The 22,366-nt window shown below is 29.7% G+C and carries 23 protein-coding genes; 13 read left to right on the top strand and 10 right to left on the bottom strand.

Annotated elements, in window-relative coordinates:
• The 13 genes from GQS57_RS13745 to GQS57_RS13685 all read left to right on the top strand — a co-directional run bounded on the left by GQS57_RS13745 (position 1) and on the right by GQS57_RS13685 (position 13,255).
• Positions 1-285 (top strand): 2TM domain-containing protein, encoded by a 285-nt coding sequence (locus tag GQS57_RS13745; protein WP_165733430.1) that lies wholly within the window; start codon positions 1-3, stop codon positions 283-285.
• 5 nt (positions 286-290) lie between these two features.
• Positions 291-602, top strand: a complete 312-nt coding sequence (locus GQS57_RS13740; RefSeq protein ID WP_165733429.1) for a 2TM domain-containing protein — start codon at positions 291-293, stop codon at positions 600-602.
• Positions 603-746: 144 nt separating this feature from the next.
• Positions 747-1,502: a LytTR family DNA-binding domain-containing protein gene (locus tag GQS57_RS13735; RefSeq protein ID WP_165733428.1), complete on the top strand. Its 756-nt coding sequence runs from the start codon at positions 747-749 to the stop codon at positions 1,500-1,502.
• A 153-nt stretch (positions 1,503-1,655) separates the two neighbouring features.
• The gene (locus GQS57_RS13730) at positions 1,656-2,027 is read left to right on the top strand and encodes a VF530 family DNA-binding protein (RefSeq protein ID WP_165733427.1); all 372 of its coding nucleotides are present in this window, start codon (positions 1,656-1,658) and stop codon (positions 2,025-2,027) included.
• Positions 2,028-2,734: 707 nt separating this feature from the next.
• Complete coding sequence (tyrS, locus tag GQS57_RS13725; protein WP_165733426.1) at positions 2,735-3,943, top strand: tyrosine--tRNA ligase; 1,209 nt, start codon at positions 2,735-2,737, stop codon at positions 3,941-3,943.
• Positions 3,944-4,047: 104 nt separating this feature from the next.
• Positions 4,048-4,752: a M949_RS01915 family surface polysaccharide biosynthesis protein gene (locus GQS57_RS13720; protein WP_165733425.1), complete on the top strand. Its 705-nt coding sequence runs from the start codon at positions 4,048-4,050 to the stop codon at positions 4,750-4,752.
• A gap of 146 nt (positions 4,753-4,898) precedes the next feature.
• Complete coding sequence (locus GQS57_RS13715) at positions 4,899-5,903, top strand: bifunctional oligoribonuclease/PAP phosphatase NrnA (protein ID WP_165733424.1); 1,005 nt, start codon at positions 4,899-4,901, stop codon at positions 5,901-5,903.
• Between the two features lie 44 nt (positions 5,904-5,947).
• Positions 5,948-7,126 carry a winged helix-turn-helix domain-containing protein gene (locus GQS57_RS13710; protein ID WP_165733423.1) on the top strand — a complete coding sequence of 393 codons (1,179 nt, stop codon included), beginning with the start codon at positions 5,948-5,950 and terminating at the stop codon, positions 7,124-7,126.
• 113 nt (positions 7,127-7,239) lie between these two features.
• Positions 7,240-9,327 (top strand): lipocalin family protein, encoded by a 2,088-nt coding sequence (locus tag GQS57_RS13705; protein WP_165733422.1) that lies wholly within the window; start codon positions 7,240-7,242, stop codon positions 9,325-9,327.
• 70 nt (positions 9,328-9,397) lie between these two features.
• Positions 9,398-10,969, top strand: a complete 1,572-nt coding sequence (locus GQS57_RS13700; protein ID WP_165733421.1) for a helicase HerA-like domain-containing protein — start codon at positions 9,398-9,400, stop codon at positions 10,967-10,969.
• Positions 10,970-11,010: 41 nt separating this feature from the next.
• Positions 11,011-11,577 carry a hypothetical protein gene (locus tag GQS57_RS13695; RefSeq protein ID WP_165733420.1) on the top strand — a complete coding sequence of 189 codons (567 nt, stop codon included), beginning with the start codon at positions 11,011-11,013 and terminating at the stop codon, positions 11,575-11,577.
• A 212-nt stretch (positions 11,578-11,789) separates the two neighbouring features.
• The gene (locus GQS57_RS13690; RefSeq protein WP_165733419.1) at positions 11,790-12,158 is read left to right on the top strand and encodes a cupin domain-containing protein; all 369 of its coding nucleotides are present in this window, start codon (positions 11,790-11,792) and stop codon (positions 12,156-12,158) included.
• A gap of 80 nt (positions 12,159-12,238) precedes the next feature.
• Entirely contained in the window at positions 12,239-13,255 is a 1,017-nt protein-coding gene (locus GQS57_RS13685; RefSeq protein ID WP_165733418.1) for an AI-2E family transporter, read from the top strand.
• A 69-nt stretch (positions 13,256-13,324) separates the two neighbouring features.
• On the opposite strand, the gene folD is transcribed toward GQS57_RS13685, so the two are convergent.
• The 10 genes from folD to msrB all read right to left on the bottom strand — a co-directional run bounded on the left by folD (position 13,325) and on the right by msrB (position 22,265).
• A complete protein-coding gene (gene folD, locus GQS57_RS13680; protein ID WP_165733417.1) occupies positions 13,325-14,200 on the bottom strand; it encodes a bifunctional methylenetetrahydrofolate dehydrogenase/methenyltetrahydrofolate cyclohydrolase FolD in 876 nt (291 codons plus the stop codon).
• A 78-nt stretch (positions 14,201-14,278) separates the two neighbouring features.
• Entirely contained in the window at positions 14,279-14,650 is a 372-nt protein-coding gene (locus tag GQS57_RS13675; protein WP_165733416.1) for a four helix bundle protein, read from the bottom strand.
• A 42-nt stretch (positions 14,651-14,692) separates the two neighbouring features.
• The gene (ffh, locus tag GQS57_RS13670) at positions 14,693-16,021 is read right to left on the bottom strand and encodes a signal recognition particle protein (RefSeq protein WP_165733415.1); all 1,329 of its coding nucleotides are present in this window, start codon (positions 16,019-16,021) and stop codon (positions 14,693-14,695) included.
• 234 nt (positions 16,022-16,255) lie between these two features.
• Positions 16,256-16,798: a DinB family protein gene (locus tag GQS57_RS13665; RefSeq protein ID WP_165733414.1), complete on the bottom strand. Its 543-nt coding sequence runs from the start codon at positions 16,796-16,798 to the stop codon at positions 16,256-16,258.
• Between the two features lie 216 nt (positions 16,799-17,014).
• On the bottom strand, positions 17,015-18,400 hold the full coding sequence (locus GQS57_RS13660; protein WP_165733413.1) for a hypothetical protein: 1,386 nt from the start codon (positions 18,398-18,400) through the stop codon (positions 17,015-17,017).
• A 140-nt stretch (positions 18,401-18,540) separates the two neighbouring features.
• Positions 18,541-19,239 carry a hypothetical protein gene (locus tag GQS57_RS13655; RefSeq protein ID WP_165733412.1) on the bottom strand — a complete coding sequence of 233 codons (699 nt, stop codon included), beginning with the start codon at positions 19,237-19,239 and terminating at the stop codon, positions 18,541-18,543.
• Between the two features lie 87 nt (positions 19,240-19,326).
• Positions 19,327-20,469, bottom strand: a complete 1,143-nt coding sequence (locus tag GQS57_RS13650) for a hypothetical protein (RefSeq protein WP_165733411.1) — start codon at positions 20,467-20,469, stop codon at positions 19,327-19,329.
• Between the two features lie 9 nt (positions 20,470-20,478).
• The gene (locus tag GQS57_RS13645) at positions 20,479-21,159 is read right to left on the bottom strand and encodes a hypothetical protein (RefSeq protein WP_165733410.1); all 681 of its coding nucleotides are present in this window, start codon (positions 21,157-21,159) and stop codon (positions 20,479-20,481) included.
• Between the two features lie 3 nt (positions 21,160-21,162).
• On the bottom strand, positions 21,163-21,690 hold the full coding sequence (locus GQS57_RS13640) for a T9SS type A sorting domain-containing protein (RefSeq protein ID WP_165733409.1): 528 nt from the start codon (positions 21,688-21,690) through the stop codon (positions 21,163-21,165).
• Between the two features lie 98 nt (positions 21,691-21,788).
• Positions 21,789-22,265 carry a peptide-methionine (R)-S-oxide reductase MsrB gene (gene msrB / locus GQS57_RS13635; RefSeq protein WP_165733408.1) on the bottom strand — a complete coding sequence of 159 codons (477 nt, stop codon included), beginning with the start codon at positions 22,263-22,265 and terminating at the stop codon, positions 21,789-21,791.
• Between the last annotated feature and the right edge of the window lie 101 nt (positions 22,266-22,366).

The following is a 22,366-nucleotide window of genomic DNA, read 5'->3' as shown; positions in this document are numbered from 1 at the left end:
ATGGGTACAGATACTACGCAAAAACAACAATACATTAGAGCCCAGAAAAGAGTAAAAAAGATAAAAGGGTTTTACACACATTTAAGTATTTATTGTATTGTGATACCGATTATCATTTTTGTGAATTTAAAATTCGAACCTCATTTTCATTGGTTTTGGTTCTCTTTATGTGGCTGGGGAACAGGACTTTTCTTTCACTGGTTGTCCGTTTTTGGACTAAAGCTATTAGGTTTGGGAAATGATCGGGAAGAAAAGAAAATTAAAGAATTTATGAACCAAAAATAACTGTTATGGAAAGAGATTTTACAAAAGAACAAAATTATATTAAAGCTAAAAAACGTGTAAAAGCTATTAAAGGTTTTTATGTTCACTTAATGGTATTTGTTATTGTTAACATTTTTATAAGTGGAGTTGTTATATTTGGGCTGTTACAAAGTGATTATTCTTTTTATGATGCAATTACTAATTTTGGCGTGTATTCTACTTGGCTTTTCTGGGGAATCGGAATGTTTTTTCATTGGATGGGAGTTTTTGGATTCAAATCGATTGGGTTTGGTAAAGATTGGGAAGAGAAGAAAATTAAAGAATTTATGGAAAAGTAATGTTGTTACACAGAGATTCATGGAGAAAAAGAAGGGTTTCGCAGACTTTTTTGGCACAGAAGTTTTTGCTTTACACTCTTTGCGAAAATACTTTGTATTAATCTTTTTTCATATAATAAACCACAAACCACTAACTACAATTTTATGAACGTATTAATAATTGAAGACGAAAAGCCGGCAGCAAGAAGGTTAAACAGAATGTTGGCAGTATTAGGTTTAGAAGTTCAGCAAATGTTGCACTCGGTAGAAGAGTCTTTAAATTGGTTACAAAACAATGAACATCCAGATTTAATTTTTTTAGATATTCAGCTTTCAGACGGATTATCATTTGAGATTTTTGAAGAAATTGAAGTGAAATCTGCTATTATTTTTACTACTGCCTATGATGAATATGCGTTAAAAGCATTCAAATTAAATAGTATTGATTATTTGCTAAAGCCATTAGATGAAGACGAACTGAAAGTTGCCGTAGATAAGTTTAAAAAATATCAACCAAAACAAATAGATGTTCAAGTAAACTTAGATGATATCCGTAAATTATTAGTAAATCCGGTAGATCGGAAGTTTAAAAAACGCCTGACAATTAAAGTTGGTCAGCATATAAAAATTATAAATATTGATGAGGTTGAGTGTTTTTATAGTGAGAATAAATCTACTTATATTCATACTAAAGAAAACCGAAATTACTTGCTAGATAATTCTTTAGAAACTTGGCAAGAACAATTAAATCCAGAACATTTTTTTAGAGTCAACCGAACTTTTATTGTGCACATAAATGCGATAAAAGATATTATTGCCTATTCTAATTCTCGTTTAAAATTGATTTTACATTCTTATTCTGATAGTGAAATTATTGTGAGTAGGGATAGGGTTAAGGATTTTAAGAGTTGGATAGATTAGTCTTAATTATAAAGTAAGTAAAATATGTAACTGGACTGTTTTCTGAGTGATGAAGAAAACTAGTACTTTGCTAACTTAAGAATACAAAAACATTTTAAATTCTGATTTTAGAAAAATATTTGGATTAAAAAATACAATTTGCCATTAATACACATGAAAAACAATCATCAAAATGAGTCGACTGATAAAAAGAATCAAACAAACCAACTTTTAGATACAGAGTCCAATCCCCAAGAGAATGAAGAATTGGCTGAAGAGAAAACACTTAAACGAAAAAGAAGAAAAGCCACTGAAGAACAATTAAACAATCCGTTTCATGGAGTGAAACTAGTCCAGGTTTTAGAGCGTTTGGTTGCTCATTATGGTTGGGAATATCTAGGGGAACGTGTAAATATTCGTTGTTTCAAAAATAACCCTACTATGAAATCAAGTCTCGGATTTTTAAGAAGAACAACTTGGGCTCGAGAACATGTTGAGGACGTTTATTTGGAGATGCTAGAAGAGAAAAAGAACCAAATTGAATAGTGAAAAAGTAAAAGGGTTTTAAATGTAAAAAAAAACTATAAAAGATATTATTGTATATTCTAATTCTCATTTAAAGTTGATTTTAAATTCTTATAACGAAACTTAAATTATTGTGAGTAGAGAACGTGTAAAAGACTTTAAGAACTGGATTGATTGATGCAGTTACTTTTGGTATTTCAAAGGCGTAATGTTCTTACGATTATTATTCCGAACGAAGAATGAGGAGGGATTACACTCTCAGTTATTTTGATGAGATTTCTCAATCGCTGAAAAAGCTCATTTCGAAATGACAATTGTTAATGTTTCACTTAGCTGAAATAACAATTTATCTTGCTTTTTTTCATTATTGATGAATGTTAACACTTGTCATTCCGAACGAAGAATGAGAAGGAGTCTCATAATCTGTTTATTTGATAAGATTTCTCAATCTCTGAAAAAGTTCTTTTCGAAATGACAATTGACATATTATTAAGTTTTTACCTCGTAAAGAAAATTGCACATTAAGGAAATTAAACATATATTTGCAATCGAAATGAAAAAATTGAACAACATATTACGCCTTCCTTTTTTCAGCACTTATTATTATCAAATAATAACTGCTCGGAATGGCTATGTATATACTTCAAGTAAAATCTGATAATAAATAATAATATAACATAACTTATAAAGCCCGAGCATTTGCTCGGGCTTTTTTTATTTAAAAAAAAATGGAAACAATCAATAAGTTAAAAGAAAATGTAGAAATTATTCTTCCTCAAAACGGACTGGAAGAAAAATTAGAATTAGCAAAAAAAGAGAACCGAAAGCTAATAATTAAGCTTGGTTTTGATCCGACAGCACCAGACTTACATTTGGGTCATGCTGTTGTTTTAAAGAAGTTAAAAGAGTTTCAAGATCTAGGTCACCAAATTGTAATTTTGGTTGGAAATTTTACTGCTCGAATAGGGGATCCTACAGGGAAAAATAAAAGTAGAAAACCTTTATCTTTAGAAGAGGTGCAGCACAATGCAGAAACCTACATTAATCAATTATCTAAAGTTATAGATGTTGATAAAGTTAAAATCGTTTTTAACTCAGAATGGTTAGACAAACTATCATTTACAGAGGTTATTCAGATTTTATCTAAAGTTACCGTTGCTCAGTTAATGCATAGAAACGACTTTAATAAAAGGTTTACGGAAAATACGCCAATTGCAATGCATGAATTAGTATACCCGATACTTCAAGGATTTGACTCTGTAGAAATTAAAGCGGACATAGAAATGGGTGGTACAGATCAACTTTTTAATTGTACTATGGGGAGAAAGTTACAAGAAACTTTTGAAATGAGTCCGCAAATAGTAATGTGTATGCCATTACTAAAAGGTCTAGATGGTAAAGAGAAAATGAGTAAATCTCTGCACAATATTATAGGAATTACAGATGAACCTAACGAAATGTTTGGAAAAACAATGTCTATTCCAGATAGTTTGATAGAAGAGTTTTTACAATTAACAACAGATTTTTCTTTAAGTGAAAAAGAAGTTATTCAAAATAAGTTAGCTAGCGGAGAAAATCCGATGGAGATAAAAAAGCTAATTGCTAAAAACATCATTACCCAATACCATAGTAGCAATCAAGCAGAAGAAGCAGAAGAGTACTTTGTCAATCAATTTCAAAGTAAAAAATTAGAAGAAAAAGAATTTGAATCTGTTTTGATTAAAGAGATTCAACATAAGGAGAATACAATTAGTTTAATAGACTTATGTGTTCATCTTAAAAAAGGACTTTCTAAATCTGCTTTACGAAGGTTAATTGAAAGTGGAGCTGTACAAATTGATAGCGTAAAAAATAAAGAGGTTTATGCTGAAATTGTTATCAAGGACGGTATGAAAGTAAAAATAGGGAAAAGAGCATTTTATGAATTAAAAGAATAAGATTGTTAAATATTAAAGAGCTAAATTAATTATTGTTTTGGGTTATGTTTAAAAGTAGACTAGTATTTTTACAACTAGTTTAAAACAATAATTACTTTATAGATATGAAAAGAACCTTATTAATACTTTTATTTCTATGCTCAAATATAAGTTTTGCGCAAAATAAATCAGTTTATAGTAAAAAATTATCTGCAGAAGAAGTGAATGCTATTTTTTCTGAAGACCTTAAAAATGACCTTAAAATAGAATATTCTATAAATAGAGTTTATGAGTTTAATGATAATTTAGGAAAACACTATTTAGTCTTAACGGTAAAAGAAACAAAATGTGGTAATGAGTATGTTAATTGTAATAAGGCTATAAAAGCATATTGTATAGATTATAAAAATAATAATTATCATTTAAAATGGAATTTAAATGATTTTATACTTCCAAATGGAAATGAAGTGTCAGATGAGTTTTCAATTTCATTTTGGACCAAATTTCTTAATTTAAGTGATGTTGATGCTAATGGAATTATTGATCCGATAATTGTGTACGGTACAAAAGGCTTAAATGATTTTAGTGATGGTAGAATAAAAATAGTAGTTTATAATAGAGGCAAAAAGGATGTAATTAGACATCAAAATGGAATTTCAGATTATGAAAGAACTGCAAAAGTAGATGCTAGTTTTTATAAGTTACCTTATAAAATTCAATTAAAAGTAAAAGAAATAATGAATAATATAGAGGAAAATAATTTTGGGATTTTCCCTTATAAATGGCAAAGTAACATGAAGAGTAAGAAACTAATACTTGATGAATCTTAGTGCAAATTTTTAAAATAGAATAAAAAGTAATGTATTTATAATAAAAACTAGATTCGTTTTTACGCTCCACAATAATAAACTTAACTTTACAGCTTCTTAAAAAGATACAATTGCGATTATAAATGGCAATTACAAAAACACACTACATGAATATTTATAAAGAAATAGAAGCAGAAATTTTAGCTGCTTCAAATATTGTTATTACTGCACACAAATCTGCAGACGGAGACTCAATTGGTTCATCTTTAGGTTTGCTTTATTTTATAGAAAAATTAGGTAAAAAGGCTGTGGTTTGTCATCCAGATAAAGCACCAGATTTTTTATATTGGTTAGATACTTCTGCTATTATTTTAATGGAAGAAAATCCAGAAGAAGTAACAGCACAAATGCAAAATGCAGATTTAATTTTCTGTTTAGATTACAATGCAACCAATAGAGTAGGACCAGAAATGCAAGAACTGTTAGAAGCAGCAACTTGCAAGAAAATAATGATAGATCATCATTTAAATCCGGAAGAGTTTCCTGCAATTACAGTTTCAGAAACTACAGCATCATCAACATCACAATTAATTGTAGATTTAATTGAAGAGTCTGGTCATTTAGAATTGTTAGACGAAAAAATAGGAACTCCTTTATATTTAGGGATTTTAACAGATACAGGGAGTTTTAGATTTAATTCTGTAAAACCAAGAACACATGAGGTTTTGTCGAAGATATTAGCAGCAGGAGTAGAACATCATTTAATTCACGAAAAATTAAGTGATAATAATACAGAAACTCGTTTGCGTTTGCAAGGATATGCAATGAGCGAAAAGTTAGAGATTTTGTACGATTATAATGTTGCTATCATTTCTTTATCTAAAGAAGAATTAGCAAAATATCACTATAAAAAAGGAGATACAGATAGTTTGGCAAACTTGGTTCTATCAATCAAAGGGATGAAAGCAGCTATTGTATTTACAGAAAGAGATGGGATTATGAAAATTTCTTTCCGTTCTAAAGGAGCAGAAAATCCGGTTAATATGTTAGCAAAAGAACATTTTAATGGAGGAGGACATGCAAATGCTTCTGGAGGAATGAGTGATTTAACTGTTGATGAAACTTTAGAAAAGTTAAAAGGATTAATTCCTCAGTATTTTCAAAAACAGTAAGAATAGTCTTGTAAAATAGATTAAAAATAAATACAAGACTCTGCATGAAAGAAACACTTTCTCCAATAGAAGCCCAAAAGATAGTCTTGCTTTCTCAACGTGTTTTTCCTGGTAAGTTAAAAGGTACATCATTAGCTAATACACTTGCCAGTATTGAACATCTTGGTTATTTGCAGATAGATACTATTTCGGTTATTCAACGTGCTCATCATCATACGTTATGGAATAGAAATCCGGAATATCAACTTTCTCATATTGATACATTAATTGAAACCAAACAGATTTTCGAATATTGGTCGCACGCGGCAGCATATCTGCCAATTCGAGACTATAAATATTCACTTCCCCGTAAACATGCCATTCTAAAGAATGAACAAAATCATTGGTTTCAGAAAGATGCGAAACTCATGGATGCTATACTAAAACGGATAGATAACGAAGGTCCTTTAATGGCAAAGGATTTTGCTCATACAGCTAAAGTTGGGGAATGGGAAAGTAAACCGGCAAAACAAGCTTTAGAGAATTTGTTTATGCAAGGAGATTTGATGATTTCTAGTCGTAAGAATTTTCATAAAGTATATGACCTTACGGAGCGCGTTTTACCAGATAATATTGATGCGAAATGCCCTACTGCACAAGAGCATATTCGGTTTTTAATTACAAGTTATCTAAGAGCTAATGGTATTGGTCAAGCAGGTGAAATGGCCTATTTACTTAAAAATACCAAAGCACTTGTTACTGCTGTATTGAAGGAGATGTATTTTAATAAAGAATTACTAGAAGTGCATGTTAGCGGACAAATATATTACGCCTTGCCTAATGCTTTGAGTTTGTTAAGTAAGCCAATGAATAGTCAACTGAAAATTCTTTCTCCTTTTGATAATTTATTGATTCAGCGTAAACGCATGCAGCATTTATTTAATTTTGATTACAAAATAGAATGTTATACTCCAGCTGTAAAACGGAAGTATGGTTATTTTTCATTACCAATTCTTTGGGATGGTAAATTAGTAGCAAGAATGGATTGTAAGGCAGATAAAAAAAGTGCTACGCTTCATATTCATCATTTATTTTTTGAAGAAAACTTTTCTTTTAACGAATCTTTTAAAGCAGCTTTTATTAAAGAGATAGAGGCGTTCAAAAGTTTTAATAATTGTTCAGGTGTAGAAGTACATAAAACAACACCAAGCTCATTATTAAATACCATTAAATCCATTTTTTAGCAAATATCAACGATTATTTTCTTGAGGTTGATTTTAATCTTTTTCAAAACTAGTTCAAAGAATTATTTACGTTCAATAAAACTTTGATTATTTTTATCAAAAATTAGATAAACATGATACAACATTACGAGTTTGTTAATAGAAAAGGCATAACAAAAAGAATTTTTAATCTGTTAGTAGTGGTTTCTTTTCTAACCATATTATTTTCTTGTAATAGTACCGATGATGATTTATTTAACGAGGAAGAAATTATACAAAAAGATGCTAAAATAGAAGATTTAGCGGGTGCTTGGTCTATTTATAAAGTAGCATCTAATGGAAATGAAGCTTCTGTACCTGCAACAACTGAAGAGTGTGGTAGAGATTTTTTTATTTACAATAGTTCTGGTACTTATGAAGAATTTCTGTATCAAGAATCTTTTACTTGTCAGCCCGTACAAAATAAATTAAAATGGACTTTAAATAACGGCATAATTACGTTAAGTACTATCGATAATAGCAATTCGGATATTATAAAAATTGTAAACTTAAGCAAAGATAATTTTGTTTTCATTGCCAGTGTAGACACAGATGGAGACGCTATTAAAGAGGAATTTACTTTTACAGCTTACAGGTATTTACCTCCAAATGAAATGGACTTATATACAAGTACTTTTCAAAAAAAGGAAGAGGCGCCATTTGAAAATCACATAGAATTTGGTTGGGACGCTTATGACGGATACAATACGTTTGAAAAGTACGAGATTTATAGAAGTGGTAAAGATTGTAATATAGATTCAGCTACTTTATTAAAGACAATTACAGATGGTAATTTAAATACTTTTATAGATGAAGATCCTTTGCCTAATAGCGAAGCGTGTTATTTCTTAAAAATTTACACAAACAAAGGTCTTTTGGGAGAAAGTGATCCTAGATATATAAACCCTGAATTTATATTTCCAGAAAATGTTCTTTTTAAAAATGCCGAAGTAATTGAAAATGAGATTTCTTTATCTTGGGAAAAATATTCTGGTTATTATTTTTCTCATTATGAGATAAGAGTGCAAGATCAGAATGAAAATTCGGCACCTAACATAGAAAGCGTTAAAATTATTACAGATATCAATACCACCACTTTTACAGATACGAATCCACCGTATGTAAATAATCCTATTTACTCCATTTATGTGTACAATATATTCGGGAATATTAGTAACTTAAATGATGAGAAATCTGTTGTAGAAACAGCTTTTACAAGACCAGAATTGTTAGACGCTGATTATATTAAATATTTAAGTTTTGATGCTGAAGATCAATCTTTTTTCTTTTATTTAAGAAATACCAAAAACGAGCCGCGATTGGTAAAATATGATTATATCAAGCAAGAAATAACTGCAGAAGCTTTTAAACTACCAACGTCGTACACGGAAGTGGAAATGAAATTAATTAATTCAGAAAATGGAAAAGAACTAGTTTTTTCTCAAAGTGATGACCTTTTTATTTACGACGCAGAAACCTTAAATTATAAATATTCTTTAGCTGCATCCTATAGGGCAATGGGTAGTTTTGATTATTTTGATGATAATATCTGGGTTTTATCTGACAGTGATGATGTTTTTACTTACAAAAGAGATGGAGATCAATTTGTACAAATTGATAAAAAACCACATTTCCCCGATCATCAAGGAGGTCAGAATTATGAAATTACAAAATTAGATAAAAACAACTTCTTTTTAAGTCATAATAACGAGGGTAGAGCAATACATTACAGCATTAGTGATGCCGGAGAAATTACGAATAATGGAATAAAAGAAATTCCTTTAAAATTCAAGTATAATAGTGATGTATCAGTAAATACAAGAAGTTCTTATTTACTAAACAAAAAAAGAAATACGGTTTATTCTTTAGATGACTTTTCTAAAACGGTAACTTATTCTACTCCAATAGTTACATCAAATTTTAGTAAAAATGGCACTGAAATTTACGGGACAAATAATGATCCAGAAGTTTATGATAATCATAAAAATTTCAAAAAAGAAATTATAGTGTATAGCATTTTAAATAAAAATTTTAGAACAATTGCCACGAAAGGATTTCCGCTATATGTTACAGAAGATAATTTTGGAAACATCATTAGTCTGTCTTCTGGTTTTCCTAGAGATTCTTATTATGATGGTTATAATGGCAATGTAGCAGATATGTTTGTAGAAATTATCAAATAAGTAAAACAAACTCTTTAAATAATTTTTAAACTCTTAAACTTTGATTATTTTTATCGAAATTTAGTTTTAAATGAGTCAGAAAGAAGAGTTTTTCGAGTACATAAATAATGGTTACAAAACAAAAGGTGATTTTATAGCATTAGGTGCCGCCATGTTAGGTGAAGAAACCATTACAGATGCCATTGTAAAAGTACCTTTAAAAACTTTAAATAGACACGGTTTAATTGCTGGAGCTACAGGAACAGGAAAAACTAAAACATTACAAATTTTAGCTGAAAACTTATCTGAAAAAGGAGTTCCGGTTTTGTTAATGGATATTAAAGGTGATTTATCAGGATTGGCACAACCAGGTGCAGATCATCCAAAGATAGACGAACGTCATGCAAAAATTGGTTTTCCGTTTACTTCACAAAAATTTCCTATAGAAGTTTTAACCATTTCTGAACAAGACGGAACAAGAATGCGTGCCACGATTTCAGAATTCGGGCCTGTTTTATTATCAAGAATTTTAGACTTAACAGAAACTCAAAGCGGAATTGTTGCCATCATTTTTAAATATTGTGATGACAATAAATTTGCACTTTTAGATATTAAAGATTTCAAAAAAGTTTTACAATATGTTACCAATGAAGGTAAAGAAGAAATTCAAGCAGAATATGGGCGAATCTCATCATCTTCTACAGGAGCAATTTTACGTAAAATTGTAGAAATAGAACAACAAGGTGGAGATTTATTCTTCGGTGAAAAATCTTTTGAAGTAGAAGATTTAACACGAGTAGATGAAGACGGAAAAGGAATTATTTCTGTATTGCGTTTAACAGATATTCAAGACAAACCAAAGTTGTTTTCAACATTTATGTTACAATTATTAGCTGAGGTATATGAAACTTTCCCAGAGCAAGGAGATAGCGACAAACCAGAGTTAATTATTTTTATTGACGAAGCACATTTGGTGTTTGAAGAAGCTTCTAAGGCTTTATTAAATCAGATAGAAAGTATTGTAAAGTTAATTCGTTCTAAAGGAATTGGGTTGTATTTTGTTACGCAAAACCCTAAAGATGTGCCAGAAGATATTTTAGCACAATTAGGTTTAAAAATTCAACATGCCTTAAGAGCTTTTACAGCAAAAGATAGAAAAGCAATTAAGTTGGCAGCAGAAAATTATCCTTCTTCAGATTATTATGATACTAAAGAAGTGTTGACGCAATTAGGAATTGGAGAGGCATTTGTATCCGTTTTAAACGAAAAAGGAATTCCAACTCCTTTGGCAAGAACCATGTTACGCGCACCAATGAGTAGAATGGATGTTTTAACTGATAAAGAGTTAAAAAACGTAATTAACAACTCACGTCTTTTCTATAAATATAATGAAAATTTAGACAGAGAAAGTGCATACGAATTGTTGAATGAAAAGATAGAAAAGGTTAATATTGCAGAAGCAAAAGCTATACAAGCAGAAGCCGATGAAAAGGAAAGAGTAAAAATAGCAAAAGCAAGAGAGAAGGAAAGAATAAGAGAAGAAAGAGCAGCTAGAAGTACTACCAGACGCAGAAGTACGGCACAAAACCCGTTAATAAAAGTTTTAACAAGTGCCACTTTTATTAGAGCGGCATTTGGGATTTTAAAAAAAGTATTAAAATAAGAAATAAATAAAAAGAACATTTAAATAACAAACATACTATAATGATTAAAAAAAATATCCTTCCAATTATTGCAATCGCATTTTCACTATTTGTAATTAGCTGTGATAATACTAGTAAATTTAAAATAGAAAAAGGTAAAGTTGGAGCGCTTACAACCACAACTACAATAAAAGAATTAAGTACTATTTTTAAAAACGATTCTATTGTTAAAAATTTAAGTGAAGGTGCACAAGGAGATAATTATTTTCAAGAAGACGATGAATATTTTATTTTTGAAAAAGGAGGAAAGTTGTTACTTACAATTTTGCCAAAACAACAATTAGATTCTACCTCTACCATAAAAAGTATAGAAATTAATGATGTGCGTTATACAACTGCATCTGGAATTAATTTAAATTCTAGTTTCTCAGAAATAAATGCCAATAACAATATTAACAGAATAGAGACTACTTTAACGTCTGCAACGCTTTTTTTAAACGACTTAAATGCAACAGTTGCTATAGATAAAGAAGAGTTAGGTCTAAAAGAATTGATTACTCAAAAAGTAACAAAAGAGCAAATTCCAGATTTAGCAAAAATGAAATCTTTTATCGTTTGGTTTAATTAAATTTTAGGGCAAATTTTGTCGCTTTATTTTTTTAACAAAACCGCGCTTGAAATTTATCTTGAGCGAAGTCGAAAGGCTATATCTTTTTATGTAGAAATAAATTGATATTTTAAAAACTCCTATTTAATAAATAATATTTTGTTATATTTATTAAATAGGAGTTTTTACATAAAAAGGATGCCGTTTCAATCGCTTTCGCAAAACCAATATTTATGAAGAAAAAATATACCATTCAAAAAGCACCCTTTGTGGTTCCAACCACAGACGGTAAAGTAATAGAAGAACATTTCGGACAAGCAACCGATGGAAATTCTCAAATAAGTATTGCGCATATGATTGCGCCTTCTGGTTGGAATGAACCTTTTCAAACGCCAGAATTTGAAGAATACACATATATTATCAAAGGAAAAAAACAATTTATAATAGACGGGGAAACCATTATTTTATCTGCAGGAGAATCTATTAAAATAGAAAAAAATACGAGAGTTCAATATTCAAACCCTTTTATAGAACCATGTGAGTATATGGCTGTTTGTTTGCCTGCTTTTTCTATAGATTTGGTACATAGAGAAGAGGTTTAAATTACATTTGTGTTAATTTCTAAATTGATTGTTATAATATTAACATTACATTATTCCTAAATTGCGATAAACTACTAACTATGAAAGATACTATTGCACCAAGAATAATAAGACAAATATTTGTTTTATTACTTATTTTATTTATTTTAATTCTAATTTTCAAGGAGTTAATCCCATACTTATCAGGTGTTTTAGGGGCAATAACTATTTTTGTTTTATTAAGAAAAGCAATGCTTTTTTTGGTTAATAAAAATTGGAAACCAAATATTGCCGCAGCTTTTTTAATCGTAGTTTCCTTTATAGGTATACTTTTACCAATTTCGGGTATTTTATTAATGTTGGCAAATAAAGTGCGTGATGTAGTTGGAAATTCAGAAGAGGTTGTATCAAAGTTTAAAACACAAATGACTTCTTTAGAAAGTAAAGTAGGTTATAATTTTACAGATAGTATAGACGCGGAAGAAGTGTCTAGTTGGATAACAGATAACTTACAAGGTTTTGTAGGTAGTACCTTTAATATATTTATATCCATTGGTTTAATGTACTTCTTATTATACTTTATGTTGGTAAATGAAAAAATCTTAAGACAATCTTTATACAAATATCTACCAATAAACGAAGTGAATTTAAAGATAATAGGATCTGAAGCGAAGTCTATGGTTCGTTCTAATACCATAGGAATTCCTTTAGTAGCTATTGCACAAGGTATTATTGCCTTAATAGGTTTTCTAATTTTCGATATAAATAACCCATTTTTTTGGTTTACAATTGTTACAGTAGGTTCTATGATTCCTTTTATAGGAACCTTTGTAGGTATATTACCTGTTTTTATTTTAACGTTAGCTTCTGGAGACAGTGTTGCTGCTTGGGGAATCTTAATTTATGGGATAGTTGTAGTTGGTTCTACAGATAATATTATTAGGCTTTTGGTATTAAAAAAATTAGATGATGTACACCCTTTAATTACCTTAATTGGTGTTATTGTTGGGGTACCTTTATTTGGGTTTATTGGTTTAATTTTCGGACCATTATTAATCAGTTTATTTTTAGTAATTGTAAAAATTTACAGAAAAGAATTTGCCGAAAATAATATTTAATCAATACATTTTTAAGCAAAAAAAAGCGATGCATTTAATGCATCGCTTTTTTTTATACCTTATAAAAAATTAGCTTTTTCTTTGGCAAGCTAATAATGTGTTTTTTAATAACATGGCAATAGTCATTGGACCAACTCCACCAGGAACAGGAGTAATAAAATCAGATTTTTTAGAAACTTCATCAAAAGCGACATCACCAACTAATTTATATCCGCTTTTTTTAGTAGCATCTTCTAAACGAGTAATACCAACATCTATTACAGTAACATGGTCTTTTACCATATCAGCTTTTAAAAACTCTGGAATACCAATTGCAGCAATAATAATATCTGCCTGTAAGGTTATTTCTTTTAAGTTTTTAGTTCTACTATGGCACATCGTTACGGTTGCATTACCAACCTTTCTTTTTTGCGATAACAAAATACTCATTGGGCTACCAACAATATGACTTCTACCTAAAACAACTACGTGTTTTCCTGAAGTTTCAACCTTGTATCTTTCTAGTAATTCTAAAATTCCGAAAGGTGTTGCTGAAATAAAAGTAGGTAAGTTTAAAGCCATTTTTCCAACGTTTGTTGGATGAAACCCGTCTACATCCTTGTCAGGATCTATAGCCATTAATATTTTTTGCTCATCTATGTGTTTTGGTAACGGAAGTTGAACAATAAAACCATCAATATCTTTATCAATATTTAAAATAGCAATTTCATTTAATAAATCTTCTTCGGTAGTATCATCTGGTAATCTAATTAAAGTAGATTCGAAACCAACAAGCTCACAGGCTTTTACTTTTGCATTCACATAAGTGATACTTGCACCGTCATCTCCAACGATTATCGCTGCTAAATGAGGCGTATCAGCTCCTTTACTTTTTAAATCTCTTACTTCTAAAGCAATTTCTTCTTTAATGTCTGCAGATGTTTTTTTTCCGTCTAATAAAATCATATTTTCAGTATTCAGTCGCAGTTTTCAGTCACAGTTTGTACGCTGTAAATTTAACGGCAAATATTTATTTTCTTTAATTTAATTAATTTCAACTCCAAATTTACCTGGATTATTAATCATATAATTTATTAATTTCCCAATCTCTTTACTTTGATTAGAAAAATTATTGTGATCATTATCGGAAATATATTTACAAGCTAATGCAAAATCTAACCAAGTATTTGTTTCTGAATTTTCACCATCAGAATCTGTCAGTTTACTTATAAAATGTTTCGGATATCTTCTTTTTCTATAGGCTTCAGCAATATTTGCACAAACAGAGCGTGAACTTCTTCTTACTTGATCTGTTAATGAATATTTTTCTTCTTTTGGAAAAGATTTAGACAATTCAAAGATTTTCATTGATAAATCAAATGCCTTTTTATAAGCCAATAATTCTTTAAAATCCATAATTTTACTGTGAACTGTTACTGAAAACTGAGACTAAAAAAATTACTTCATTCCTTTCATCATTTGCATCATCTTTTTGCCGCCGCCGCCTTGCATCATCTTCATCATTTTACTCATTTGGTTAAATTGCTTCATTAATTGATTAACTTCATTAACCGAAGTTCCAGAACCTTTTGCAATTCTCTTTTTTCTACTGGCATTTATTGTTGTTGGTGTACTTCTTTCTTCTGGCGTCATAGAATGAATAATAGCTTCGATACCTTTAAAAGCATCATCATCTATATCTACATCTTTCATTGCTTTACCAGCACCAGGAATCATACCAACTAAATCTTTCATGCTACCCATTTTTTTGATTTGTTGAATCTGACTTAAAAAGTCATCAAAACCAAATTGATTTTTAGCAATCTTTTTCTGTAATTTTCTAGCTTCTTCTTCATCGTATTGGTCTTGTGCTCTTTCTACTAAAGAAACAACATCTCCCATCCCTAAAATACGATCTGCCATTCTATCTGGATGGAATACATCTATTGCATCCATTTTTTCTCCAGTACCAATAAACTTAATAGGTTTATCAACAACAGATTTAATAGACAATGCAGCTCCACCACGAGTATCTCCATCTAATTTTGTAAGAACAACTCCATCAAAATTTAAGATATCATTAAAAGCTTTTGCAGTATTTACTGCATCTTGCCCTGTCATAGAATCTACTACAAATAAAGTTTCTTGTGGACTTACAGCTTTATGAATGTTAGAAATTTCATTCATCATTTCTGTATCCACAGCTAAACGACCAGCAGTATCAATAATAACTACGTTTTTACCGTTTGCTTTTGCATGTTTTATTGCGTTTTGTGAAATTTCAACAGGATTGTTATTTCCAACTTCTGCATATACCTCAACACCAATTTGTTCTCCAACAACTTGTAATTGATTTATTGCAGCAGGTCTATAAACATCACAACCAACTAATAAAACTTGTTTAGATTTTTTATCTTTAAGAAAGTTAGCTAATTTTCCTGAAAAAGTAGTTTTACCAGAACCTTGTAAACCAGACATTAAAATTACAGTTGGCGAACCACCTAAATTAACACCTACAGTTTCTCCACCCATTAATTCTGTTAGTTCATCTTTAACTAACTTTACCATTAATTGCCCTGGGTTTAACGTAGTTAAAACGTCTTGCCCTAATGCTTTGGTTTGAACTCTTTTAGTAAATTCTTTGGCTATTTTAAAGTTAACATCGGCGTCTAACAACGCTCTTCTAACTTCTTTTAATGTTTCTGCAACATTTACCTCTGTAATTTTACCATGACCTTTTAAGGTGTGTAAAGCTTTATCTAATTTATCGCTTAAATTATTAAACATAATTCGTCTTCTTTTTTAGGAAACACAAATATATGAATTAGAATAGTTTTTTATTGAATCAGAATTAGAAAATATGTGGTTAAAGATATTTATTAATTGATTTGAGATCAATTAAAGGTAAATAAGTTAAGTAAAAACGAAGTTTCTTATTAAAATCTTGAATAATATGAATTTAAAACTTGTGATTTTATTTTTATCACGAAGTGAAGTTGAATTTTTTAAATCCTAATAAGGTTAGCAATAAGTCTCTTCACCATAATTCATTATTAATATTTTGGTATGATGTTCTGTGTGATATGCTGTCCACATAATAATTTCTCTAATAGTCATTTTACCCATTAAAGGATGCGGAAGTACCAACGTGTCTAAATTAACATCACTAATTTTTTTGATTTTAAATTGTAGTTTTTTACTCTGTATTTGCAGTTTTGTTAATAGACGTTCTCTATCTTTCAGTAATGGTTTTTTTAACTTTTGATTGTATTTCTTTGTTTTATCTTTATTGTCAACTAATTCTTGACAGTACTTACTTACAATCGTTTTGTAATCTCTAGGTTCTCTATTACACAACCCAAATTTGTATTTTAAAAAAAAGCGAGGATAACTTAAAGCGTTATTTAAAAGTTGTAAGCTGTTTACTAAATGCAATATTTGTTGTCCTACAGTCCATTTTCCATCGGGGCCTTTTTCCCAGTTTTCATTTGGTTGATCTTCTAACCATTTAAATAAAGTATTGTGATTTTCTTCTAATAAATCTGCAATTTCCTCTTTTTCCATCAATAATAAATTATGTAAGTAAGATACAAAAAAATACGTTATAAACTGTTGAGGCTTAATATGACTTTTAGTGTTTTTTAAGTGTGAATGGTTGTATATTTTAGCGAATACTCTCTCGTATTCTACAATAATAGATATCCTGAAAACTGTAAATGATTATAGCCAAATTAGCAAGTAAAATCGCTTTATAAAAGGATAAAGTGTTTCGTTTTCTTCTTAATTAATTTTTTCAATAGTTAACATAGTTCCTTCAGGGAGTATGCTTAAACTATCTGGAGTTCCACGATCACTTTCGTAAACTCTACCTTCAACTCCAATTTTATCATTTACAATTAAGTCTAAAATTTTTACCATTGTTACAGTACTTTTATTTACCAAACTACTTGTTTGATAGCTATAAGCTCTTGTATTATTTACCGATATCGTATTTTTTGTGAGCTGAAATTCTCCTCCAACTCGAACATTATTTATTGCTTCGGATGTAATTCTGTAAGTAATTTTATAACGTCCCGCTTTAAGTACAATAATTCCGTTAGAAGTATTGGTGTAATCTGAATTATTAGGCGTGAAGTCTTGAGATTGAAAGTTGATGGTTGTAAAATTGGAAGATTCTGCAATTGTTTGTATTGCATTTGGGTAGCGCTCGCTTACTGTAGGTGTAAAAGTTTTTTTAGGTATATATTGAGATGAAGTATTATCATAAACTAAAGTTTGTCCGTCTGTTGGAGATATGTACGAAACATCTATGTTTTGTATTCTTTCAACGGTTGTTGAAGCTAAGGTTCCTGAAACATCACCTGTAATTTTTAATGCTGATAAATCTGTTTGTTTTGTTGTTTCTCCATCATTTTCTAATGAGATTTCTAAATTTTTACCATCTGCATTTAAAGTATAAATATTAATTTTTTGAGTATCTGTATTTATAGCAGAAGTATCTATCCAAATTGTTCCAGTATTGGTTGCTGATAAAATTTGTCCATAAGTGCCTGCTGAATTATTTTCATCTAGAATATGACCATCTAATTTTAATGTTTGTTTTATTGTTACAGTTGTATTATTAGATATTTCATCTATGTTTAGAGCTTCAATACCACCAACTGAAAAGCTAATTTCATCTGCGACAGGGCTGTACATTCCAGTATCTGTATCATTTTTAAATCTGTATGATGGTCGGCCTATAGTACCATCAGAGTTTAAAATGCCTTCCGTTCTCATGGCTCCCGTAACATGAAACTTATTTGTAGGAGAACTTGTTCCTATACCCAATCTATTATTGGTGCTATCCCAGAATAATTGAGTATTGTCTTCTGTAGGTATCCCAGTAGCACCTGCAAAAAATACAGATCCTTCCGTAGCTGTTGGCGATAATTTTTCCCAAGAAGTACCATTATAAATTTTAATAGTAGTGGGTGAGGAAGAAGTATCAAACCAAATATCGTTTTCTACTGGATTTGAATTGCTCGTGTTAGCAGTTGTAACTGTATTATTTCTTATGTTAAGTATAGTTCCTTTGTTATTGATAACGCTAACTTCTTGCGCATATATACTAGTCACTAATAGTAGTAAAAAAGAGATAATATGTTGCTTTAGAAAGTGCTGCATTTTTTATTTATAAAATAGAGTTATAAAGTTAAAAAGTTAAGAAAGTTGATTTTGAAAATAAGAGAGTTTTATTTTAAGACAAGGACAAGTAAAATTATGGCTTGTAATTTTACAAACCATAATTTATAAAGATGCTATTTTTACTTAATAAAGTGTACTTCAAAAACATCTCCAGTATAAGCAGTACCGCCTAATGAAGCAACAACTATGTTCACTTCATTAACGGTTGTAATTGTATAGTCTGTACCAGATCTTAATTTTGCTCCATTTCTATACACAGATACACGATTAACGTTTGTAGTTGCTAAGATACCAACGGCATCCACAGTAAAGTCAGTTGTTACATCTGCAGTTAATTCTGTTTCATCCCATAGAACATCAATGAAATTAGTCATTAAAAGTTTTTTTGTTTCACCAGTAGCTTCATCCCTAACTAATAATGAATATCCTGTAGTGTCAAAAGCTGTGGCAGCAGAGTTTTCAGCATCTCCAGCGGTTGAGTCAATTCCATCAATTCCTGTAATAGCAAAAATAGCTCCGGATGCGTCTATATATGTGTCATCTGTTAAAGTACCACCTAATTGCCAGGTTGTAATTACACCTCCATCGGGTGCAGTATCAGTAAACATTGTTACACCATTATTAGATTGTAAATACTTAATTGTACCCTTATTATCAATCACTTTAATAGAGCCGCCGGCCTCACCTAAAACAGTATTTGCTTGTTTTGTGAAATCGGTTGCAGCATTAGTTGAGGTCTCTGTTCTTTGGGCATTCATGGCGCTACCTACCATAATCATAATTCCTAATACTGTTAATTTTAAATAATTCGTTTTCATAGTTTTCATTTTTAATTAATTTAATTGTTATTTTTCTTTTTTAATTGTTTTTATTCATAGGCTTTTCAGTTTTTTATGAGTGATGTATTAATATAGTTGGACTATTCTAACTTTATCATCTTGGTAACATTTCGCTTCTTGTTCTAGTTTTATAGTAGTATTGTTAATTGCAACAAAATTGATACGAACACCGTTTCTAAATACATCTATTTTATCAGAATTTGTAATGTTTAGGGGAGTGGTAAATTCTAATTGACCATCAGAAGCAATAATAATTACTTGTTTTTTTTGATGGAGAGTAGAACTAGCTTTTTGCCTTAAAACACCTGTACTTTTATCCATAACGACTATTTGATCTTCAGTATTTGTGCTTTCTTGCAAACCTGCAAAGGCAAATGTGTTTGTTGAGCTTGTGGTAATTAAAGTCGGTTCAATTAAAATACCACCTAGTTTTACTTTGTTGTCACTTATGTAAAGACCATTTTGTGCTTTCATGTTTTTAAATGAAACCCAATGAGTACCATTGTATATTTCTATACAGTTACAAGTCTGATTCCAAACTTGATCTCCAATATCAGGACTTTCAAATTGAGTAGCTCTAATATTTTCGTTTGCTACTACTATAAGTCCAAATTCATTAGTAGGATCAAAATCTGCATTTACAGGAAGCCAACCTGTATTATCCCAAATCATTAATGATGGGTTGTTATTTATACCATATTCTGTGAGCCAAATGATATCTCCTAATTGATAAGGAGGAGATAGGTCTCCTAAAGAATTCACTATTTTTATGTTTCCATTACCGTTTCCACTACCAGGTTGAGGTATGTATAATATTTTTTGACTGTCTAAAAAGACAAAACCGTCGTTATCATTTAGAATATTTAGTTCAACATTTAAATGTTTTAACTTTCCATCCCAATTAATATCATAAAATGTATTACTTATGGGAGTACCTTCGCCTACAATAAGGGAAACCATTCCGTTTTCATCTGTACTAATTGCATGTTCTTCTATGTATTCTACAGCGGTTTCATTTGTTATAGTAAAACGTAGGGTAATTTCCTCTAGACCTAAAGGAACTTTATTTTCTAACACGTTTGTTCCAGGAATCTGAATTTCTTCGTTATTTAAAATTAACGCCTGATAATTAAAACCAGGTGTTTGACCAAACAGAAACGTGTTTGTTAGTAAAAATAAAAAGAGCTGTATTTTATGTGAAAATTTCATATTTATTTTTTAGAACCTTCTGTTATTTAATCTTAAAATATAGAATAACAATCCAAATGAAAATGCCTTGGTGTGAAATGAATATGATTCTTCTATATTACTGTCTTGGCTTTTTTCTTTAAAACTATCGGCTACATTATATTTTATATAGGTAGATAGATTATCATGAATAACATATTCTACACTTATTCCTCTGTGTATTCTGATTAAATTTTTGTCAAAAGTATTTTCCTTGTATAAATTTACTATTTTGTCTTTATATGTTCTTGTGCCTGCAATAAGCCTATCGTAAGAAATATGTGTGTGTACCTGCATTTTTAACCGCCTTTCATTAACAATTGCAAAGTTAATTCCTGGTTTTAAGGTTACATAACTTAAATTATAGGTTGTAGGTATGCTAATATTACCAGAATAGAAACCAGTATTAATTTTATACTTGTTGTATCCAAGGCCTATGTCCCAAGTAAAACGTTCTTCATCTAATTTAAATCTAAAACCGCTTTCAATAAAAAATTCTTGTGCTTTTGAGTAACTTAAATCTAAAGTGTTATTTCCTAAATTATTTACATAATCTTTAAAGTAGGCGTTTTCAAAACCAGTTTCTAAATAGGCCTGTTGTGCTTTTGTTGTATTATTTATCAAAATAAATACAACAGTTATAATTATAATATTTGAGATATTTTTCCACATCTCTTATTCTGTTTTTAGTATTTTTTCTGTAAACGTATTATTACCACTTTGTATGCGTATAATATAGGTACCTATACTATAATTTTTCAGGGGAATTAGTAAATTGTCTGTGGTGGAGTATTCTTTTTTAAAGATGATTTTCCTATTAATATCATATATGTGTATATGAATTTTATGCTTAGTCTCTTTGGAGAAATTAAGTGTTAGATATTCTATAAAAGGATTTGGAGAAATGACAATGCTAAGAGATTCATCAATAATATCTTTGTTCGAATTATTGATACTAAATTCTTTAATATTATTTAAAAAACCTTGTTGTACATTTCTTTTAGTAGTAATTTTTGTGCCAATAATACTAGATTGACCAATGCTTTGTAAAACTGTATACCTTATTTTATTGCTAGAAATAGGGTATACAGATGTACTACCTACTGTAGATATTGTAGATTTTAAAAGAGTTTGTTTTGTTTGTTGAGAATGCGTTTCAATTACAAGCAAAACAAGTATTATTAAAAGTAGTTCTTTAATCAATGAAAATTTCTTTTTAATTATAATGCAGTTTTTTCTTAAATATATGCATTTTTAACAAGAAATTAACTTTAATTTGGTTTTTTGTTTATGATTGTTGCTTATTTGGTTGTGAATTTTAAGGCGTCTCCATTAATACAATGACGTTTTCCAGTAGTGTTTTTAGGACCATCATCAAAAGAATGCCCTAAGTGACCTCCACAAGTATTGCATTTTAATTCTGTTCTTGCATATCCAATTTTATAATCAACATCTAACTCTACATTTTTCTTTATTGCTCGGTCAAAAGAAGGCCAACCAGAACCAGAATCATATTTGTATTCAGATTTATAAAGTGGTGTTTCACAAGCAGCGCAAACGTAAGTTCCTTTTGTTTTGTTTGTATTAAAAGAACTAGAAAAAGGTTTTTCTGTACCTGCTTCTCGTAATATATAATACTGTTTAGCTGTCAATTCTTTTTTCCATTCAGCATTTGTTTTTTCAATGGTGTATGTTTTTTTTTCTTTGGATGATGTCTGAGCTATACCATTACAGCTAATCATTAAAATAACAACTAGTAAAGAGAAAATATTTTTCATAAATTTTAAATGTTTTTAAGTTAGACGAAAACTTTGTGACATAATTACATATTTAACTTTCGTCAATAAATTGTTTTTTTGATTAAGATAGAATATGTAAT

This window comes from Polaribacter sp. 20A6 (genome assembly GCF_011378915.1).
Taxonomy (GTDB): domain Bacteria; phylum Bacteroidota; class Bacteroidia; order Flavobacteriales; family Flavobacteriaceae; genus Polaribacter; species Polaribacter sejongensis.
Note: the sequence above shows the minus strand (reverse complement) of the source record. Positions and strands in the feature narration are given on the sequence as shown.

Bases quoted from the DNA above. Each gene is read 5' to 3' on its own strand.
- GQS57_RS13745 (WP_165733430.1), top strand. From the start codon at position 1: ATGGGTACAGATACTACGCAAAAACAACAATACATTAGAGCCCAGAAA.
- GQS57_RS13740 (WP_165733429.1), top strand. From the start codon at position 291: ATGGAAAGAGATTTTACAAAAGAACAAAATTATATTAAAGCTAAAAAA.
- GQS57_RS13735 (WP_165733428.1), top strand. From the start codon at position 747: ATGAACGTATTAATAATTGAAGACGAAAAGCCGGCAGCAAGAAGGTTA.
- GQS57_RS13730 (WP_165733427.1), top strand. From the start codon at position 1,656: ATGAAAAACAATCATCAAAATGAGTCGACTGATAAAAAGAATCAAACA.
- tyrS (WP_165733426.1), top strand. From the start codon at position 2,735: ATGGAAACAATCAATAAGTTAAAAGAAAATGTAGAAATTATTCTTCCT.
- GQS57_RS13720 (WP_165733425.1), top strand. From the start codon at position 4,048: ATGAAAAGAACCTTATTAATACTTTTATTTCTATGCTCAAATATAAGT.
- GQS57_RS13715 (WP_165733424.1), top strand. From the start codon at position 4,899: ATGAATATTTATAAAGAAATAGAAGCAGAAATTTTAGCTGCTTCAAAT.
- GQS57_RS13710 (WP_165733423.1), top strand. From the start codon at position 5,948: ATGAAAGAAACACTTTCTCCAATAGAAGCCCAAAAGATAGTCTTGCTT.
- GQS57_RS13705 (WP_165733422.1), top strand. From the start codon at position 7,240: ATGATACAACATTACGAGTTTGTTAATAGAAAAGGCATAACAAAAAGA.
- GQS57_RS13700 (WP_165733421.1), top strand. From the start codon at position 9,398: ATGAGTCAGAAAGAAGAGTTTTTCGAGTACATAAATAATGGTTACAAA.
- GQS57_RS13695 (WP_165733420.1), top strand. From the start codon at position 11,011: ATGATTAAAAAAAATATCCTTCCAATTATTGCAATCGCATTTTCACTA.
- GQS57_RS13690 (WP_165733419.1), top strand. From the start codon at position 11,790: ATGAAGAAAAAATATACCATTCAAAAAGCACCCTTTGTGGTTCCAACC.
- GQS57_RS13685 (WP_165733418.1), top strand. From the start codon at position 12,239: ATGAAAGATACTATTGCACCAAGAATAATAAGACAAATATTTGTTTTA.
- folD (WP_165733417.1), bottom strand. From the start codon at position 14,200: ATGATTTTATTAGACGGAAAAAAAACATCTGCAGACATTAAAGAAGAA.
- GQS57_RS13675 (WP_165733416.1), bottom strand. From the start codon at position 14,650: ATGGATTTTAAAGAATTATTGGCTTATAAAAAGGCATTTGATTTATCA.
- ffh (WP_165733415.1), bottom strand. From the start codon at position 16,021: ATGTTTAATAATTTAAGCGATAAATTAGATAAAGCTTTACACACCTTA.
- GQS57_RS13665 (WP_165733414.1), bottom strand. From the start codon at position 16,798: ATGGAAAAAGAGGAAATTGCAGATTTATTAGAAGAAAATCACAATACT.
- GQS57_RS13660 (WP_165733413.1), bottom strand. From the start codon at position 18,400: ATGCAGCACTTTCTAAAGCAACATATTATCTCTTTTTTACTACTATTA.
- GQS57_RS13655 (WP_165733412.1), bottom strand. From the start codon at position 19,239: ATGAAAACGAATTATTTAAAATTAACAGTATTAGGAATTATGATTATG.
- GQS57_RS13650 (WP_165733411.1), bottom strand. From the start codon at position 20,469: ATGAAATTTTCACATAAAATACAGCTCTTTTTATTTTTACTAACAAAC.
- GQS57_RS13645 (WP_165733410.1), bottom strand. From the start codon at position 21,159: ATGTGGAAAAATATCTCAAATATTATAATTATAACTGTTGTATTTATT.
- msrB (WP_165733408.1), bottom strand. From the start codon at position 22,265: ATGAAAAATATTTTCTCTTTACTAGTTGTTATTTTAATGATTAGCTGT.